Source organism: Paraburkholderia sp. MM5477-R1 (assembly GCF_050436385.1).
Taxonomy (GTDB): domain Bacteria; phylum Pseudomonadota; class Gammaproteobacteria; order Burkholderiales; family Burkholderiaceae; genus Paraburkholderia; species Paraburkholderia tuberum.
In genome coordinates this window covers 1284471-1300861 of record NZ_JBNDMC010000006.1, presented here as the reverse complement: position 1 = coordinate 1300861, position 16391 = coordinate 1284471, and the positions used below count along the sequence as shown (strand labels likewise).

The window sequence follows — 16391 nt, the reverse complement described above, 5'->3', positions numbered from 1 at the left end:
ACGGCGAACCGAAGTGAATTTCCTTCAAGTGCGAGACCAGGTCTGACAAAAGCTATGAGACAGTCGCAGCCAATTGAATTTTTAAGCTGGCGCTGAGTTTATTGGTTTTGTTAGATGCATGTCATTGATTGAGAAAACGACAGGCAATTAACCAAACCCACATGCACTGACATGCCGACCGCTTTCGCACAAACCGTCGAAGCCCACTTTACCGAGCTTACCCCCACGGCCAAGCGCATCGCCAGTTACATGCTGGCGAATCTCGAACGACTCGGACTCGAGACCGCTGATCAAATTGCGCAGCAGACGGCCACGAGCGGAATTTCTGTGGGGCGTTTTCTGCGCAGCGTCGGCTATCGCAACCTCGACGACCTCAAGCGCGAGCTGCGCGGCGCACAAGCGCGCCCGTGGATGATTACCGACCGGCTCGACGAATACCGGCGTGTGTCCGGACAGTCCGGCAACACCGCGCATAACGGCGAGAACGGCGCCCTGACCCGCTCGCTAGAACTCGAAATCGACGCGATCCGGCATGTGTACCAGTTGGCGCAATCGCCCATGTTCGCCCGCATCGCGGAGCGCATCTCCAATGCGGATGCCGTGTATATCCTCGGCATCCAGTCGACGCGCGGCATCAGCAACGCGTTCTACAGCTACCTCGAATACATCCGTGCGCGCGTGTTCTACTCCGACGGTATGTCCGGCTCATATGTCGATTCGCTGAACTCGGAGTTTGCCTCACCGTACCTCGTCATTACCGATACGCGCGCCTACTCGATGATCGCGCGCCCCTACTGTGAAGCCGCGACACGTCGTGGCATGCCGTTCACGCTGGTCACCGACATCTATTGTCCCTGGGCTCGCGAATTCGCCTGCGACCTGTTGCAGGTCAAAACCGACGTCGGCCAGTTCTGGGACTCTCTGGCGCCGCTCACCTGCCTGTTCAACCTGCTGATTACCGCGATCGTCGCGCAACTGGGGGCCGCCATCGACGAACGCGTTGCGCGCAATCGCGAGCTGCAAGGCGAATTTAACCAGTTCGATCTCTGAACCCTCTCATATCCGGCATCGTACCGCGCCCTCCATGACAAGACCGCGACTCATCGAAATTACCGCCGCCACGCATGGCGTGGACATCGACCTCGTCTATGCCACCGAGCGCAACCTGACCGGCAAGCCCATCTACAAGATGGCTCACTGCCTGCTGCTCGAACCCGCCGAAGCCGGTTTGCGCAAGGGAGTTGAAATTGCCCGCGGCGCCGGCCTGACAGTGCGGATTTTCGACGCCTACCGTCCGCCCCAGGCGCAACAGGTGCTGTGGGATTTCCTGCCCGATCCCACCTACATCGCCGAGCTTGGCCGTGGTTCGAACCATAGCCGCGGCACGGCGATCGACCTGACGCTGCTGGATGCCAGCGGCAATGAACTCGACATGGGCACGGCCTTCGACGCCATGACGATCGAGTCCGAACACTTCCATACGGGCCTGCCCGAGCACGTGCAGCGCAACCGCCTGTTACTGCTCGGCATCATGCACGGCGCCGGTTTTGCGCACATCAAGAGCGAATGGTGGCATTACGAGCTGCCAGGCTCCCGTGCGCTGCCGCTGATCGACAACAGCGAAAGCGGTCCGTTGCATCTCATGTAGTGGCGTTCGATCTCTCCATCCGTTGTTCCCTGACAGGCTCTACCCCATTCCTTATGGAGCGGCAATGAAACTGGTATCGCGCAATGCACTGACGGCGGCAGCGATCGCCTCCGCCTTGACCTTGTCGTTCACAGCGGCCAGCCCCGCTGCGGCGGCGACGCCGAAAGACATGTTCGTCATGGCCACGCTCCTCGACGAATTCACCACGCTCGATCCAGGCGAAGTCTACGAGCTGGTGCCGGAAGAATATGTGGCGAATACGTATGACCGGCTGGTGCGGGTCGATCTGAAAGACCCGTCGAAGTTCAACGGCGATGTCGCACAATCATGGACCGTGAGCCCCGACGGCCTGACCTTCACGTTCAAGATCCGTTCGGGTCTAAAGTTCCACTCGGGCAATCCGTTGACCGCCGACGACGTCGCGTGGTCGATCCAGCGCACCGTCCTGCTCGACAAAGGCGCGGCGGCCGTGCTGCAAGGCATCGGCCTGACCAGGGACAATGTGCTTAACAACGTAAAGAAGGTTGACGACACAACCGTCAGTGTGACGACAGACCAGAAATACGCGCCGACGTTTGTCCTGAACGTACTCGGCGCGTGGCCTGCATCGGTGGTGGACAAGCAGTTGCTGCTCACGCACCAGAAAGGCAATGATTTCGGCAACGACTGGCTGCGCACCAACGAGGCCGGCTCCGGCGCCTACAAGCTCGTCAAATGGACCGCCAACGACAGCATCGTACTGCAGCGCTTCGACGGTTATCGCTTACCGCTCGCGATGAAGCGTATCGTGTTGCGTCACGTGCCGGAAGCATCGAGCCAACGCCTGCTGATCGAGAACGGCGACGTCGATGTGGCGCGCAACCTGAGTCCGGACGATCTCGTCGCACTGACCAAGTCCGGCAAGGCGCATGTCACCGCGGTGCCGCAAGCGACGCTTCTGTACCTCGGCCTGAACGTCAAGAATCCGAACCTGGCAAAACCGGCAGTCCAGGAAGCGATGAAGTGGCTGATCGACTATAACGGTATCCAGAGCAACGTCGCTAAAACCACCTACAAAGTGCACGAAACGTTCCTTCCGGAAGGCTTTCTCGGCGCGCTGAACACGAACCCTTACCAGCAGAACGTCACGAAGGCCAAGGCGCTGCTGGCAAAAGCCGGGCTTCCGAATGGCTTTTCCGTGACGATGGACGTGCGTAACGGCTACCCGTACAGCGAAATCGCCGAAGCCGTGCAGGCCAATCTTGCGCAAGGCGGCATCAAGGTTCAGATCATCCCCGGGGACAACAAGCAGACGCTTGCAAAGTACCGCTCGCGCTCGCACGACATCTATATCGGTGAATGGTCCGCTGACTACATCGACCCGCACAGCAACGCCCAGGGCTTCACCTGGAATCCGGACAATTCCGACAAGTCGGCCTACAAGATGCTCGCCTGGCGCAACTCGTGGGACATTCCTGGCCTGACGAAGGAGACCAACGCCGCGCTCGCCGAATCGTCGACAGCGAAGCGCGCCGAGTTGTACCAGACGATGCAGAAGCAGATGCTCGCGAACTCACCCTTCGTGATCATGTTCCAGCAGGTCTCGCAAGTGGCCGCGCGACCGGGCGTGACGGGACTCGAGGTGGGTCCGATCAACGACCTCGTGTCGTATCGTGATCTGAAGAAGCAGTAACGTTTGCGGCGAAGGCGATACTGTCCAGGCTTCGCCTTCGACCGAGGAACTCATCATGTCGACTCCCTTCACGACTTTCGAGCGCATGCGCGCGCTTTCAGCTGAAAGCGCCAGCGTGCGCTGGACCTTGCGCCTCGTGCGCTGGATCATCACGCTCGTGATCACCTTCACCGGGTTGCTGGCGGTCACGTTCGTGATTGGCCGTAAAATTCCGATTGATCCGGTGCTGGCGATTCTCGGCGATCGCGCGTCGGCGACGGCCTACGCGGCGGCGCGTCTCCAGCTCGGGCTGGACAAGCCGCTCGCCGTGCAGTTCCTGATCTATGTGCGCGATGTGCTGCATGGCAACTTCGGCATGTCGCTACTGACCGCGCATCCTGTTATCGAAGACATCCAGCGTGTGTTTCCCGCGACGCTCGAACTCGCGACCCTGTCGACCATCATTGGCGTACTGATCGGTGTGCCGCTCGGGGTGATTGCCGCCGTGCGCCACAACCGCTGGATCGATCACGTCGCGCGCTTTGTCGGCCTCGTCGGCAGTTCGGTACCGGTGTTCTGGCTCGGGCTGATGGGCCTGCTGCTGTTCTACGCGAAGCTGCACTGGGTAGCGGGTCCGGGACGCGTCGATCCGGTATTCGACGGGATGGTCGATACGCACACAGGCAGCCTGCTCATCGATTCTCTCATGGCGGGCGAATGGGACGTGTTCTTCAATGCGTTCTCGCATATCGCCCTGCCTGCTGCCATTCTCGGCTACTACTCGGTCGCCTATCTGAGCCGCATGACGCGTTCGTTCATGCTCGAGCAACTCAGTCAGGAGTACATCACCACGGCACGTGCGAAAGGCTTGCCCGAGCGCCGGGTGATCTGGCGTCACGCCTTCGGCAATATCGCCGTGCCGCTCCTGACCGTGATCGCACTCACGTACAGCTATCTGCTCGAAGGCTCGGTGCTGACCGAAATCGTCTTCGCCTGGCCCGGTATCGGTTCGTATCTGACGGGCGCCCTGCTGAACGCCGATATGAACGCCGTGCTTGGCAGCACGCTCGTGATCGGCGTCACGTTCATCGCGCTCAACCTGTTGACCGATGCGCTTTATCGCGTGTTCGATCCGCGCGCCCGCTGATGTTCCGGAGATTTCCCTCGTGCTTCCCCCAACCGATCAATCTATGCAAATGCAGGACTGGCCGATGAATGCCGTGCCCCGACGATGGAAAGACTGGCTGCTGAGTGACACGCCCGCGTCACGCAAGCAGGCCGCACTCGGCCTCGCTTACCGGCGCTGGCGACGCTTCGCGGGCAACCCGCTGTCGGTCTTCGGCTTGGTGATTCTGGCCTTGCTGATCATCATCGCGGCAATCGGGCCGCTGATCGCACCGCACGATCCGCTGCAGCAAGTCCTCTCCGACCGCCTGCTGCCGCCGGGTTCGCCATCGCACTGGTTCGGCACCGACCAGCTTGGCCGGGACATCCTCTCGCGTCTTGTCTACGGCTCACGGCTCACGCTTTCGATTGCGATTCTCGTCGTGGTGATCGTGGTTCCGGTGGGCCTTTTGATCGGCACCACTGCTGGCTTCTTTGGCGGCTGGGTGGACAACGTGCTGATGCGGATCACCGACGTGGCGCTCGCGTTTCCGAAGATCGTGCTCGCGCTCGCTTTCGCGGCCGCGCTGGGATCCGGTGTCATCAACGCGGTGATCGCCATTTCGATTACGGCCTGGCCGGCCTATGCACGCCTCGCGCGGGCGGAAACGCTGCGGCTCGTGCAAGCCGATTTCATTCACGTCGCGCGCTTGCAGGGCGCGTCGCGGATGCGCATCCTCCTGCGCTATATCATGCCGCTCTGCTCGTCGTCGGTGATCGTGCGCGCGACGCTCGATATGGCCGGCATCATACTCACTGTCGCGGGTCTTGGGTTCCTTGGCCTCGGCGCGCAACCGCCGAGCCCCGAGTGGGGTTTCATGGTCGCGTCGGGCCGCAACGTGCTGCTCGATTCGTGGTGGGTGGCCACCATTCCGGGCTTTGCCATTCTGCTGGTGAGCCTCGCCTTCAACCTGCTCGGCGACGGTCTGCGAGACGTCTTCGATCCGCGCCATGGAGGCTGACATGCCAGCCGTTACGACCCAACCCTTGTGTGAAATCGACGACCTGCGAATTGGCTTTCGCGGTCATGGCGGCGAATTGACCGAAGCCGTGCGTGGCCTTTCGCTGACGCTGCAGCGCGGCGAGCGGCTTGGCATCGTCGGCGAATCCGGTTCTGGCAAATCGCTCACCGGGCGTGCGCTACTCGGCCTGCTGCCGCCTGCGGCGCAATGCCATGCGAAGGCGATGAAGTTCGACGGTCAGGATCTGCTGGCAATGTCGGTGCGAAAGCGCCGGCAACTGTGCGGCCAGCAGATGGGCATGATCCTGCAAGATCCGAAATACTCGCTCAACCCGGTGATGACCATCGCGCAACAGATGCGCGAAGCGTTCGAACTGCACGGTTCGAAGTTCAGCCGTCGCGAGATGCGCGAGAAGATCATCGAGGCGCTGGCAGCGGTGCATATCCGCAATCCGGAGCGTGTCGCCGATGCCTACCCGCATGAGTTGTCGGGTGGCATGGGGCAGCGCGTGATGATCGCCATGATGGTGTCGTCCGGACCGCGTCTGCTCATCGCCGACGAGCCGACCAGCGCGCTCGACGTGCTCGTCTCGATGCAGGTGCTCGGGATTCTCGACGCGATGATCGAAAAGCACGACACAGGCCTGATCTTGATCAGCCACGACCTGCCCCTTGTAATGTCGTTCTGCGACCGCGTCGTCGTGATGTTTGCGGGACGTGTGGTGGAAACCTGCGCGGCGCGCGATCTCGTCCACGCCCAGCATCCCTATACGCGCGCCCTGCTCGCGGCGAATCCACCGCTCATCAATCCGCCCGATGAACTGCCCGTGCTGAAGCGGGACGCAGCATGGCTCACGCAATCGGCAGGAGAATCAGCATGATTGATGTTAACGCCCTGACGGTCCGCTTCAGGACCAAAACCGGTGACTTCGACGCAGTGCGCCAGGCCAGCTTTCATGTCGACGAAGGAGAAGTGTTCGGGCTGGTCGGCGAATCGGGTTCCGGCAAGTCGACGATCCTGCGCGCGTTGACGGGCCTCGCGCCCGTCGCTGGCGGCCATATGAAGATCGGCTCGCACGTGCACGGAGAGAAGATCGACCGCTCCTTTCGACGCGACGTACAGATGGTTTTTCAGGATCCGTACGGCTCACTGCATCCGCGTTTCACAGTCGATCAGACCTTGCGCGAGCCCCTGACCATCAACGGCATCGGCCGGCAGGAAGAACGCATTGTCGATGCGCTGCGCGAAGTCGGGTTGGGTCCGGCGTATCGTTTCCGCTATCCGCATCAGTTGTCGGGGGGGCAGCGGCAGCGCGTCGCGATTGCACGGGCGCTGATTGTCGAACCGCGCGTGCTGCTGCTCGATGAGCCGACGTCCGCGCTCGATGTGTCCGTGCAGGCCGAAATCCTCAACCTGCTGCGACGGCTTCATCGCGAACGCAATCTCACAATGATGCTCGTGAGCCACAACCTGGCGGTGGTCGGCTTTCTCTGCTTGCGCGTCGCGGTCATGCGTAATGGCGAGATTGTCGAGCAGCGCGATATCGCTTCCATTCGAGCGCAGCAGGTCGAGCACGAGTACACGCGCAGCCTGCTGCTCGCGACCACGGGCTACCGGCGCAAGTCGGCCCGGGTAACTGGAGCGGACACGCTGTTATAAAAGCCAGTAGCGGCGAGGAGTTGTCACCGATCCTGCCCGTCGTCCTGCCTTGTGATTGGTTCAAGGCAGGCGCGTCCGGCATTTCCACTCGTCTGAACGAAACAGTCCAGAAGCAATCTCAAATGAGGCGACCATTAAGCTCAGCATGTGAGCTTCCAGAGGATCTTGTCCGGTTGAGGAAAGTGTCAGGCGTGTCGGACGCGGGTCGCCTGACAGCGTCCTCATGCTCGCATGGGCCCGGTCTGGTTCTGTCGCAACAAGGCGTTGAGGTAAAATTTGGCGGACGGAAATTGCTGACGACCACGATGGCCAAGACGACGAAGACGCCGCGCAAGACGTCGCTCCCTGGCATCGCCAAGGTGCTGAAGCGACTGCACTATCCACTGGATGTGATGCTGTTGTGCGTGCGGTGGTACGTGGCATACTCGCTGAGCCTGCGAAACCTTGAGGAAATGATGGCAGAACGCGGTGTCGAGGTGGACCATTCGACGATACACCGCTGTCATCAAGCTCGTGCCGTTATTCGAAAAAGCGTTTCGCCAACATAAGCGACCGGTCGGCAAGAGCTGGAGGATGGATGAGTCCTATATCAAAGTGAGCGGCCAGTGGAAGTATCTGTACCGCGCGGTGGACAAGGCCGGCAATACCGTCGATTTCCTACTTCGAGCCCATTGCGACAAGGCTGCCGCCCATCGCTATTTCGAGAAGGCCATCGAGCGGAACGGGGAGCCGCAGACCATCACCGCGGATAAGAGCGGTGCCAATCTGCCCGCCCTGCAAGCCATCAACGCCGACCGGCAAACGCCCATCAAAATCCGGCAGAACAAGTATCTCAACAACATTGTCGAGCAGGACCATCGCGCCATCAAACGTATCATCAAGCCCACGATGGGCTTCAAGGATTTTCGCTGCGCCCGCCTCGTCCTGCCATTCTTATCGCGACACAACCCGCCCGCGAGCCGCAGCTTCGAAGACTACGCTGTCCTCGACGAGTGCCGGCTCGCTCGCGGCGGTCTTCGCGGGCTGCCAGTCGCCGTCGTTCGAGCCGCGCTCCACGCTATCGTCGCCTCGCGCTGCAGCGTGAACGGCATGCTCAGCTGCACCAATTGCTTGACGTCGCAGAGCTTCGCCGACACGCCTTTCCTCGGCGCCGCGACGCTCGTCTGGTGCCCCGTTCCGATGGCCGCCGGGGCCCTGCCGCCCAGGCTTTTCACTTCCACGACGCGCCGCCCCGCGACGGAGCGCTTGAAGGTGCGCGCCACTTCGGCTTCCATCTGTTCCCATGCGTCCTCGGAAATCAGCGCAAGCTCGCGATGCAGGTTATTCATATTGTGAAGTTCCTTTAAGTGAGCCGATGTTCAATGTTCCCCTGCGGCTTGTTTCATTTGATGGCGGTGCTGGACGGCTGAGATGACGTCGACGCCGCCGCAGAGCCTCTGCCCGGGAGCGCGTCGAGCAGATCGGCGGACGGCACGAAGAAGAGACCGCCCGTCACTGCGCGGCTGTAGTCGAGCAATCGGTCGTAATTGCCCGGCGGGCGACCGACGAACATGTTTTCCATCATCTGTTCGATCGGCGCGGGCGTGCGCGCATAGCCGATGAAGTATGTCCCAAACTCCTTTGCGCCAGGACGGCCGAAGGCCATGTTGTGCCGCAGGATCTTGATCTCCTGGCCGTTCTCATCGATGGTCGTGAGCGAGCTATGCGAGCACGAGGGCTTCACAGCCGCGTCTAGTTCGACGTCGGACAGCTTCTTGCGCCCGATGATCTTTTCCTGTTGCTCCACCGTCAGGCCATCCCATGCATCCATATTGTGAAAGTACTTCTGCACAATCACATAGCTGCCGCCCGCGAATTCCGAATCCTCCTCGCCGATGATCGTGTGGTTCGGGGCGCTTCTCCCTGAAGGGTTCTCCGTGCCGTCGACGAAGCCCACCATGTCGCGCAGGTCGAAGTAGCGAAAACCTTGCACCTCGTCGACGACCGTGACGGCGTCGCCCAGTTTGATGAGCAACTGTGACGCGAGCTCGAAGCATAGATCCATGTGATCCGCGCGGATATGCAGCAGGATGTCTCCGGGTGTGGCAATGGCGCGGCGCTCGCCCGATCCGACCTCGATGAAAGGATGCAGCGACGCGGGACGCGGCGCGCCGAAAAGAAAATTCCACGCTTCGGAACCGAAGCCGCACACGCAAGAAAGGTTAGCGGTAGGCGCGCGCGTGCCGACCGCGCGGACCAGCGCGGCAATGTCGCCGCACCATTCACGCACGGTGTCGGCTGGGCCTTCGCCGCGCGCTACCGTGAGTGTGAGGAAGATCGCACTTCGGGAAATCGGATCACAGACGGCTTGTGGTTCGGGAGTGTCGTTGTTGGGCATCTGAAATTTATTTGATTACGCCAAGGACTCGCTCACCCGAGGAGTCACGACGGCATTCATGCAACGGCGGACCGCGATGGACTCGAAATAATGCTGGATTTCGTCACCCAAGCAAGCCTCGCCCCGTGCGCACATGGCCGACCTAAAGCAAGAACGTTGGAATATCTCGTTCATTAAAACCGGGACGACCCGAAGCGGCAAAACCGGCGCACGCGCTTCCGACAGATTCTATTGCTTTCACCGCGGCCATGGGTCACCCGGTAGAAAATTAGCAGGCACGACACCATTAGCAGGCTGTTGAAATATCCGTCGTTGATGCACTCAGGTGCATTGCGACGGATGCTGAGTTCGCACTTCTGAAACGCGGAACGCGTTTCCGGGCGTTCGAGGCTGCTAACGGTTTCACCATATCGATGTTATCCACTGCATCCCGGCCCTCAACGGGCAAGTGTGCGCATACGCGTCAGGTTGTAGCCGACCTGCGTCAGCACGAAGAGCTGGTCCACGCGTTCAAGTCCTCGATACATCGCCTGTCGAATTCGTCCGACTGTCTTGCCCCATCCGAACACCTGCTCAATCCGCTTACGTTTTTGCTGGCTGACCGCGTAACCCGGCCAACGCGTGGTTCGCTCGTCAATCGCTGAGCCTCCTGGACGCCCATCGTTTTGCGCGACATGAGGCGTGACGCGATTTGCTCGACAGGTGGCAACAAAGCCGGCCGTGTCGTAGTTCTTGTCTGCCCCGACCGTAATGCCGCCCGGGGCCACCTTCGCGGCGTCAGCAAGCATTTGCGCGGCGCAGTCGCGCTCGGCGGTGCCCGTCGCCAGCGTCACCTGCGCGTTGACTACCAGGCCGTGCCGATTGTCAGTCAGTACATGGCCCATGTAGCAAAGCATCGCACCGGTTCCTTTGCTCTTGCGAAACAGCTAGATATCGGCCCCTCGCGCTGGGACACGGTCGAGCGCCCACGCGAACGCGAACCTGCGATCCATCCCGGACGTCCCGCGCCCCAGCCGCCGCTTGAGGATCTGACACGCAGGCTTGGGCACGGTCCACGGAAACGATCTTACCGCCGGTTCTGGATTCGTCAGAAGCCGAATAAATCGTGCGTCAATCGCACCGGACGACAAGTTGAATCAATACTGTCTGGTTGCAGCCGGCCGGCCCCTTGATTGTCGACAAGCGCGGAACAAATATTTTTCCTACCCTTGCATGAGGCAGCCGTCTTCAGGAGACAAACGGTGGGAAGCATTGAAGAGTGGCTGGCATCACTCGGCTTGTCCGAGTATGTCCATAGCTTTGCCGAGAATGGTATCGATCCCTCGGTCCTCCGCGATCTGACGGACCAGGATCTCAAGGATCTTGGCGTCTTGCTTGGCCATCGCCGCAAAATGTTGCGTGCAATTAACCAGCTTGGCGACAGCGCCGCTGCAATATCTCCAACCGTGGCCACGCCCTTGCCACGAGATGACGCGGACCGACGCCAACTCACCGTCGTGTTTTGCGATCTCGTCGGCTCGACTGCCCTCTCGAAGCGGCTCGATCCTGAAGACATGCGGAAGATCCTCGCCGCTTATTACCGGGGTTGCGCGGATGTAGTTACCAAGGCCGGTGGCGTCATTGCCCAGTACATGGGTGACGGTGTGCTGGCCTATTTTGGTTATCCTCAAGCGCATGAGGACGATGCCGAGCGGGCTGTACGTGCTGGGCTGGCGCTGGTGCGAACCATCGGCAATCTCGATTTCGGGATCGACGAAAGTTTGCGGGTGCGGATCGGGATTGCCACCGGCGTAGTGGTAGTCGGTGATCTGACGGGTGAGGGCGAAGCCCAGGAGCCTGGCGTCGTCGGTGAGACACCCAATCTCGCTGCCCGGCTGCAGACGTTGGCCGAAGCCGGAACAGTGGTGATTTCTACGAGCACGCAGCGGCTGACGGCTGGGCTGTTTGACTACCGCGACATGGGCCTCGTGACCGTGAAGGGTTTTGACGAATCGGTGCGGGTTTGGCAAGTACTCGGCCCCAGCGGGGTCGAAAGCCGCTTCGAGGCGCTGCACGCGACCACGTTGACGCCGATCGTCGGACGCGACGAAGAAATCGAGTTGTTGCTTCGCCGATGGCAGCGAGCGAAGAATGGTGAGGGGCAGGTTGTGCTGCTTGCAGGCGAGCCGGGTATCGGAAAGTCGCGGCTGACCACCTCTCTTGAAGAGCGGCTTCAATTCGAGCCGCACGACCGCTTGCGGTATTTCTGCTCGCGCCGCCATCAGGAAAGCGCCTTTTACCCGTTTATTTCCCAGCTCGAACGTGCGGCCGGTCTGCGGCGCGACGATACGGCTGAACAACGCCTCGATAAACTGGAGGCGGCGCTCGCGTTCGCAGGCGACAATCTGGGCGAAGCTGTTCCGCTGGTGGCGGCGTTGCTATCGATTCCGACGGAAGATCGATATCCAACACTGAATCTTACGCCGCAGCAGTACAAAGATAGGACCCTTAGCACGATTGTTGCGCAGATCAAGGGCCTGGCAATGCGCCACCCGCTGCTGATTTTGTTCGAAGATGTGCATTGGGCCGATCCCAGCTCGCTCGAAGCGCTGGACCATCTTGTCGATCGTATTGCAACCCTGCCTGTCCTGCTGATTGTCACGTTCCGGCCTGAGTTCGTATCTCGGTGGATCGGCCGCTCAGAGGTGACGCTCCTTACTCTCACTCGTCTGCACCCTCGGCAGCAAGCCGAGATGATCGAGCGGATAACCCTTGGCAAGGCACTGCCGAAAGAGATTACAGACCGGATCATCGAGCATACGGATGGAATACCGCTATTTGTCGAAGAACTGACCAAGACAGTGCTCGAGAGCGGCGTACTGCGCGAGCAGAACGGGCGCTACGTCCTCGATCGTCCGCTGCCGCCACTGGCGATCCCGATGACGCTGCACGCTTCGCTGATGGCGCGGCTCGATCGCCTGGCCCCGGTGCGGGATGTAGCACAAATCGGCGCTGCAATTGGCCGGCAATTTTCCTATGAGCTCATCAGCGCGGTCGCGTCGATGCCCACGGAGCGCCTGGACGACGCATTGGACCATCTCGTCGGTGCCGAACTGGTGTTCCGGCACGGGGCACCACCGGATGCGGAATACACCTTCAAGCACGCCCTGGTGCAAGATGCCGCGTACAGCTCCCTGCTGCGGGACCGGCGACAGCAACTGCATGCCCGCATCGCAATGGAGCTCGAGAATCATTTTTCTGACGTAGCGGAGCAACAACCGGAAATCCTGGCTGAACACTGCGCCCAGGCCGGATTGACTGAAAAGGCAGCCCGGCTGTGGCTGCGTGCCGGTCACAATACTGCAAAACGCGCCGCACATCGGGAGGCGTCGGTCTTGTTCGAGAAAGCCCTGACTGCCCTTGCGGTCCTGCCGTCCTCGGCCGACACACTCGGAGAAATCATCGACATCCGATGGGATCTTAGCCACTCCCTGCATGCGCTCGGAGAAGTGACACGGAACCGCGCGAATCTGGAAAACGCGAAAGATCTTGCCGAAGGGCTTGGTGACGAGGTACGCCTATCGCGTGTTCTATCAAGGCTGGCGTTCGCGCTCGGTTCGCTAGGCGATTCGGTCGGCGCCGTCGAGGCAGGGGAACGCGCCCTCGCGTTGACGGAGCGGCGAAGCGACCCCGATGCGAAGGCTTGGGCGACCATGATGCTGGCACGATCACGGTATGGCTGCGGAAACTATGAGCGCGCGATGGTGCATGCTCGGCAGGCGCTGGCACTCCTACATGAAGGCCATGGCCACGGCCTCGGACCCGATGAGACTTACGTGAAATACACGCGCGTCAACGCTCGTATCTGGCTGGTGCTGTGTCTTGCCGAACTTGGCCGGTTCGACGAGGCTGCTGCCCTTGGACAGGAGGCGATGGACATGGCCCGAGGGATAAATGAGCCAGAGCAACTGATCTTTGCTGGCCACGGTGTCGGACGGATGCACCTTGTTCAAGGCAATCTCGACGTTGCTGTCGAGACACTTGAGCCCGCATTGGCCATGTGCAAGGCTGAGTTTCCATACTACGTTCCCCGAATAGCCTCCTGTCTGGGGGCGGCGTATGGCTCGCTGGGCCGGACCAAGGAGGCACTGGTTCTTCTGAAAGAGGCAGTTCGCCAGGCAGCGGCGAGCAATTTAACGTTCGGACATTCGCTCGTGCTCTCGATTTTCGGTCGAGTGTGCCAGCTCGCTGGTCGAGAGGATGAAGCCCTTGCTCATGCACATCATGCCATTGACCTGGCACGAGCCTCCGGCGAACGAGGCAACGAGGCCTGGGCCGGGTGCTTGTTGGGAGATCTTGTCTCGGATGGCAACGCTACCGCACCTCGGATTGAGGAAGCTCACAATCACTATCGCATGGCGTTGATGATCGCCCACGACCTCGGAATGCGTCCTTTGCAAGCACAGTGCCTATATGGCCTGTCTTGGCTGCAAAAGATGGGCGGAGATAAAGCTTTGGGCGAGAGAAGTGCAGCAGACGCCGCATCGCTTTGCCGGGAAATGGGCATCAAACCATTGACTGGCTGAACATCGTCTCACCTCGCCCCGGTTTGCCGAGAGCCGCTTGCGCGCCGGTCTGCAGCAGATCTCAATTACCCCAGTCGCCTTACTTACCCAGCGACCGGTTTGCCTTTTCGGCTGCCGCATTCAATGCCGCGGCGGGTTGTGCTTTTCCCAGGTAGACGGACTGCATGGCATCCGACACGACTTTCGCGGTGTATTCCCACCCAGTGACAGTCGGTGCGAACCGTGCGTTCGGCAACAGTGCGATGAACGCCTTGGTGTCTGGGCCATTGAGTGCCGGATCGCTTGCTTCGGCCTTCGTCGTGGGCAGGAAGCCTTCCGTCTTCGAGAATTCGACGCGCGGGCTCTTTGTGAAGAGGAAGTCGAGAAACTTCCAGGCGCTCTTCTTGACCTTGGAGTTCTTGAACATCATGATCGAATCTGTCACCGCATAAGTGGCCTGCGTCGTTCCCATCGGAATGGGACCAATGCCGTACTTGAGATTTGGCACCTCCTTCGCGATTTGTTTCGACAGGAAAGGCAAGGAGATAACCATCGCCACACGGCCCTGCTTGAACAGGTTCTGAACGCCTTCACGGTTATAGCCGGTGACTCCCGGTTCGGTCAGACCGTCGTCTATCATCGTTTTGTACAGCGTTGCGGCTTTCACACCAGCCTGCGAATTGAAAGCAGCCTTGCCGTCCTTGCCGATCACATCTCCGCCGTAACTCCAGAGTCCATAGTAGAAGTAGACATCTGTCTCGATCTCTTTGCCTTGAAGACCAAAGCCGGCGATATGCATCGCTTTCAGCTTCTTCGACGCATCGATTACGTCGTTCCAGGTCTTCGGGCCATTCGGATAGCCAGCTTTCGCGAGCAGATCCTTGTTGTAGTACAGCGCGCGTGTTGAAGCAGCGAGCGGCAAGCCATACACCTTGCCTTTGATTTCGCCCGGCGCCAGGATCTGGCCAATGAAGCGATCCCTGAAGCTGGCGTCCATGTGGCCATCAAGGGGCTCAGCGACGTCGTCGTGAACGAAATCCAGCAACCAACGGGTAGCGACAATCGCGAGGTCCGAGTTCGCGCCGCCCATGATGTCGGTCTGGAGCTTCTGTTGCAGCGCATCCCAGTTTACTTCTTCGATCTTGATTGTCGTACCAGGGGTAGCTTTCTCGAACTCGTGAGCCATCTTGTTGAAGTATGGGCCAGTCGCGTCACTGTAGTGCGAGACGGTAATCCGAACCGTGTCGGCGTGCGCCGTTACTGCAATACCTGAAAACGCAAACGCTACGATGATCGTGGGTAGCGCGAAAGACACAAGGACTTGCTTGCGCCGGAGATTCACCCTGCTCATGGATTCGCTCCCGCTGGCGCGCCCTTGCCCGACAGGCGGGAGCGCTCCTTCCATAGGATAGGCCGAGCCAGCACGCGGCGTCCGCCATTTTCCCGCGTGGGACAAAACGGCAAGGAACACCGGCAGACGTGCGACACGTCGCCGCTTTGGTCGCGCGGAGTCGGACGACAGCAAGGGGCGGGACATGACACGTTCGCCTACGTGTCAAAGCGGCGCCCCTTCTATTGAGCGTTTGTTGGTCGTTCACGTATGTCGCCGTTCATTCACTGAGCAGGAAGGCGCCCACGATGCGCAAACCGTTCACAACGCCGCACGCAATGCCTCATCAACGCGAAGGCAAGTCGAGCAGCGATGATCTTGACGAAAAACCGATGAACCCGTTGCGCGGCCGGACCGACCGTCCATCATCGACCGGCAGCATGCTCAACCCGCTGGTCGTGAAATGCCGCGCGAGCATCGCGCGAAAGTCGTAGCCGTGCCCTGTCGCACGCGAGTTCGCCGAGCGCAACTCGTCTTCGACCTACTCCAGACCCACGTCGAGCGAATCGAATTCACGAATCCGGAGCTTAAGTGTCCCGGTTTTCGTGAGCAGGTCGCGTGAACGCGGCGTCAGCGCAGTCGGCACCAGGTCCGCGTTCTCGTTGCGCTTAGCTGACTTAGCTTGACGAAGCTGATCGATACCCACGCGTCGATGCCCTGAGTCGATGCAAAATCGAGCACGATGAAACGGACCGGCACCGAATGACTCGCGGCGAGCCGCTCACGCAGACTCTGGAGAATCGAATTGGCCCGCGAAGCGCGAACGGAGCGGGATATCGGAGACGGTCTGGCCCGGCTTCACATGAAATCCGCGAAGAAAGCGAGGGAGAGGTGGGACGCGCTGCCCAGTACCCGTCGTGACTCGAACGCCGTCGAACATCATGCGCCGTGCGAGTTGTACGCCTACACTGGGTATTCATCGGCCCGGTTGAGTGCCAAGCTGTTGCATTGGCGAGCGGTGCGCCCGATTTTCGTCTGACGTTTGCGAATCGCATC

General features: G+C 60.4%; 11 protein-coding genes and 3 pseudogenes. 9 read left to right on the top strand and 5 right to left on the bottom strand.

Annotated elements, in window-relative coordinates; translation table 11 throughout:
• Positions 1-171: 171 nt before the first annotated feature.
• The 8 genes and pseudogenes from sapR to OKW35_RS24335 form a co-directional block, all read left to right on the top strand.
• Positions 172-1050, top strand: coding sequence for a sap1 transcriptional regulator SapR (gene sapR, locus OKW35_RS24370; protein WP_429553330.1), 879 nt, complete (start codon positions 172-174; stop codon positions 1048-1050).
• 34 nt (positions 1051-1084) lie between these two features.
• On the top strand, positions 1085-1648 hold the full coding sequence (gene ddpX / locus OKW35_RS24365) for a D-alanyl-D-alanine dipeptidase (protein ID WP_090806730.1): 564 nt from the start codon (positions 1085-1087) through the stop codon (positions 1646-1648).
• A gap of 64 nt (positions 1649-1712) precedes the next feature.
• Complete coding sequence (locus tag OKW35_RS24360; RefSeq protein ID WP_429364047.1) at positions 1713-3320, top strand: ABC transporter substrate-binding protein; 1608 nt, start codon at positions 1713-1715, stop codon at positions 3318-3320.
• Positions 3321-3375: 55 nt separating this feature from the next.
• Positions 3376-4446, top strand: coding sequence for an ABC transporter permease (locus OKW35_RS24355; protein WP_090806734.1), 1071 nt, complete (start codon positions 3376-3378; stop codon positions 4444-4446).
• A 64-nt stretch (positions 4447-4510) separates the two neighbouring features.
• Entirely contained in the window at positions 4511-5425 is a 915-nt protein-coding gene (nikC, locus tag OKW35_RS24350; protein ID WP_429364049.1) for a nickel transporter permease, read from the top strand.
• Between the two features lies 1 nt (position 5426).
• Positions 5427-6305: an ABC transporter ATP-binding protein gene (locus OKW35_RS24345; protein ID WP_429364051.1), complete on the top strand. Its 879-nt coding sequence runs from the start codon at positions 5427-5429 to the stop codon at positions 6303-6305.
• Positions 6302-7084 (top strand): ABC transporter ATP-binding protein, encoded by a 783-nt coding sequence (locus OKW35_RS24340; RefSeq protein ID WP_429553329.1) that lies wholly within the window; start codon positions 6302-6304, stop codon positions 7082-7084. Before OKW35_RS24345 ends, OKW35_RS24340 begins: the two co-directional genes overlap by 4 nt.
• A gap of 305 nt (positions 7085-7389) precedes the next feature.
• Positions 7390-8011 (top strand): annotated as a pseudogene (locus OKW35_RS24335) (IS6 family transposase); the annotation flags it as partial.
• 47 nt (positions 8012-8058) lie between these two features.
• On the opposite strand, the gene OKW35_RS24330 reads toward OKW35_RS24335, so the two are convergent.
• From OKW35_RS24330 to OKW35_RS24320, 3 genes and pseudogenes are all read right to left on the bottom strand, one after another.
• Positions 8059-8358, bottom strand: coding sequence for an encapsulin (locus tag OKW35_RS24330; RefSeq protein ID WP_429553837.1), 300 nt, complete (start codon positions 8356-8358; stop codon positions 8059-8061).
• A 46-nt stretch (positions 8359-8404) separates the two neighbouring features.
• Positions 8405-9461, bottom strand: a pseudogene (locus OKW35_RS24325) (Dyp-type peroxidase).
• Positions 9462-9898: 437 nt separating this feature from the next.
• Positions 9899-10387 (bottom strand): annotated as a pseudogene (locus OKW35_RS24320) (transposase); the annotation flags it as partial.
• 315 nt (positions 10388-10702) lie between these two features.
• On the opposite strand from OKW35_RS24320, the gene OKW35_RS24315 reads away from it, so the two are divergent.
• Positions 10703-14026, top strand: coding sequence for an AAA family ATPase (locus OKW35_RS24315; RefSeq protein WP_429553328.1), 3324 nt, complete (start codon positions 10703-10705; stop codon positions 14024-14026).
• Between the two features lie 79 nt (positions 14027-14105).
• Here the strand turns inward: OKW35_RS24315 and OKW35_RS24310 are convergent, their stop codons facing one another.
• Both OKW35_RS24310 and OKW35_RS24305 read right to left on the bottom strand, forming a co-directional pair.
• Entirely contained in the window at positions 14106-15356 is a 1251-nt protein-coding gene (locus tag OKW35_RS24310) for an ABC transporter substrate-binding protein (RefSeq protein ID WP_429553327.1), read from the bottom strand.
• 520 nt (positions 15357-15876) lie between these two features.
• A complete protein-coding gene (locus OKW35_RS24305) occupies positions 15877-16041 on the bottom strand; it encodes a hypothetical protein (RefSeq protein WP_429553326.1) in 165 nt (54 codons plus the stop codon).
• Positions 16042-16391: the final 350 nt, after the last annotated feature.

Bases quoted from the DNA above. Each gene is read 5' to 3' on its own strand.
- OKW35_RS24310 (WP_429553327.1), bottom strand. From the start codon at position 15,356: ATGAGCAGGGTGAATCTCCGGCGCAAGCAAGTCCTTGTGTCTTTCGCG.
- sapR (WP_429553330.1), top strand. From the start codon at position 172: ATGCCGACCGCTTTCGCACAAACCGTCGAAGCCCACTTTACCGAGCTT.
- nikC (WP_429364049.1), top strand. From the start codon at position 4,511: ATGAATGCCGTGCCCCGACGATGGAAAGACTGGCTGCTGAGTGACACG.
- OKW35_RS24360 (WP_429364047.1), top strand. From the start codon at position 1,713: ATGAAACTGGTATCGCGCAATGCACTGACGGCGGCAGCGATCGCCTCC.
- OKW35_RS24345 (WP_429364051.1), top strand. From the start codon at position 5,427: ATGCCAGCCGTTACGACCCAACCCTTGTGTGAAATCGACGACCTGCGA.
- OKW35_RS24330 (WP_429553837.1), bottom strand. From the start codon at position 8,358: ATGGAAGCCGAAGTGGCGCGCACCTTCAAGCGCTCCGTCGCGGGGCGG.
- OKW35_RS24340 (WP_429553329.1), top strand. From the start codon at position 6,302: ATGATTGATGTTAACGCCCTGACGGTCCGCTTCAGGACCAAAACCGGT.
- OKW35_RS24355 (WP_090806734.1), top strand. From the start codon at position 3,376: ATGTCGACTCCCTTCACGACTTTCGAGCGCATGCGCGCGCTTTCAGCT.
- ddpX (WP_090806730.1), top strand. From the start codon at position 1,085: ATGACAAGACCGCGACTCATCGAAATTACCGCCGCCACGCATGGCGTG.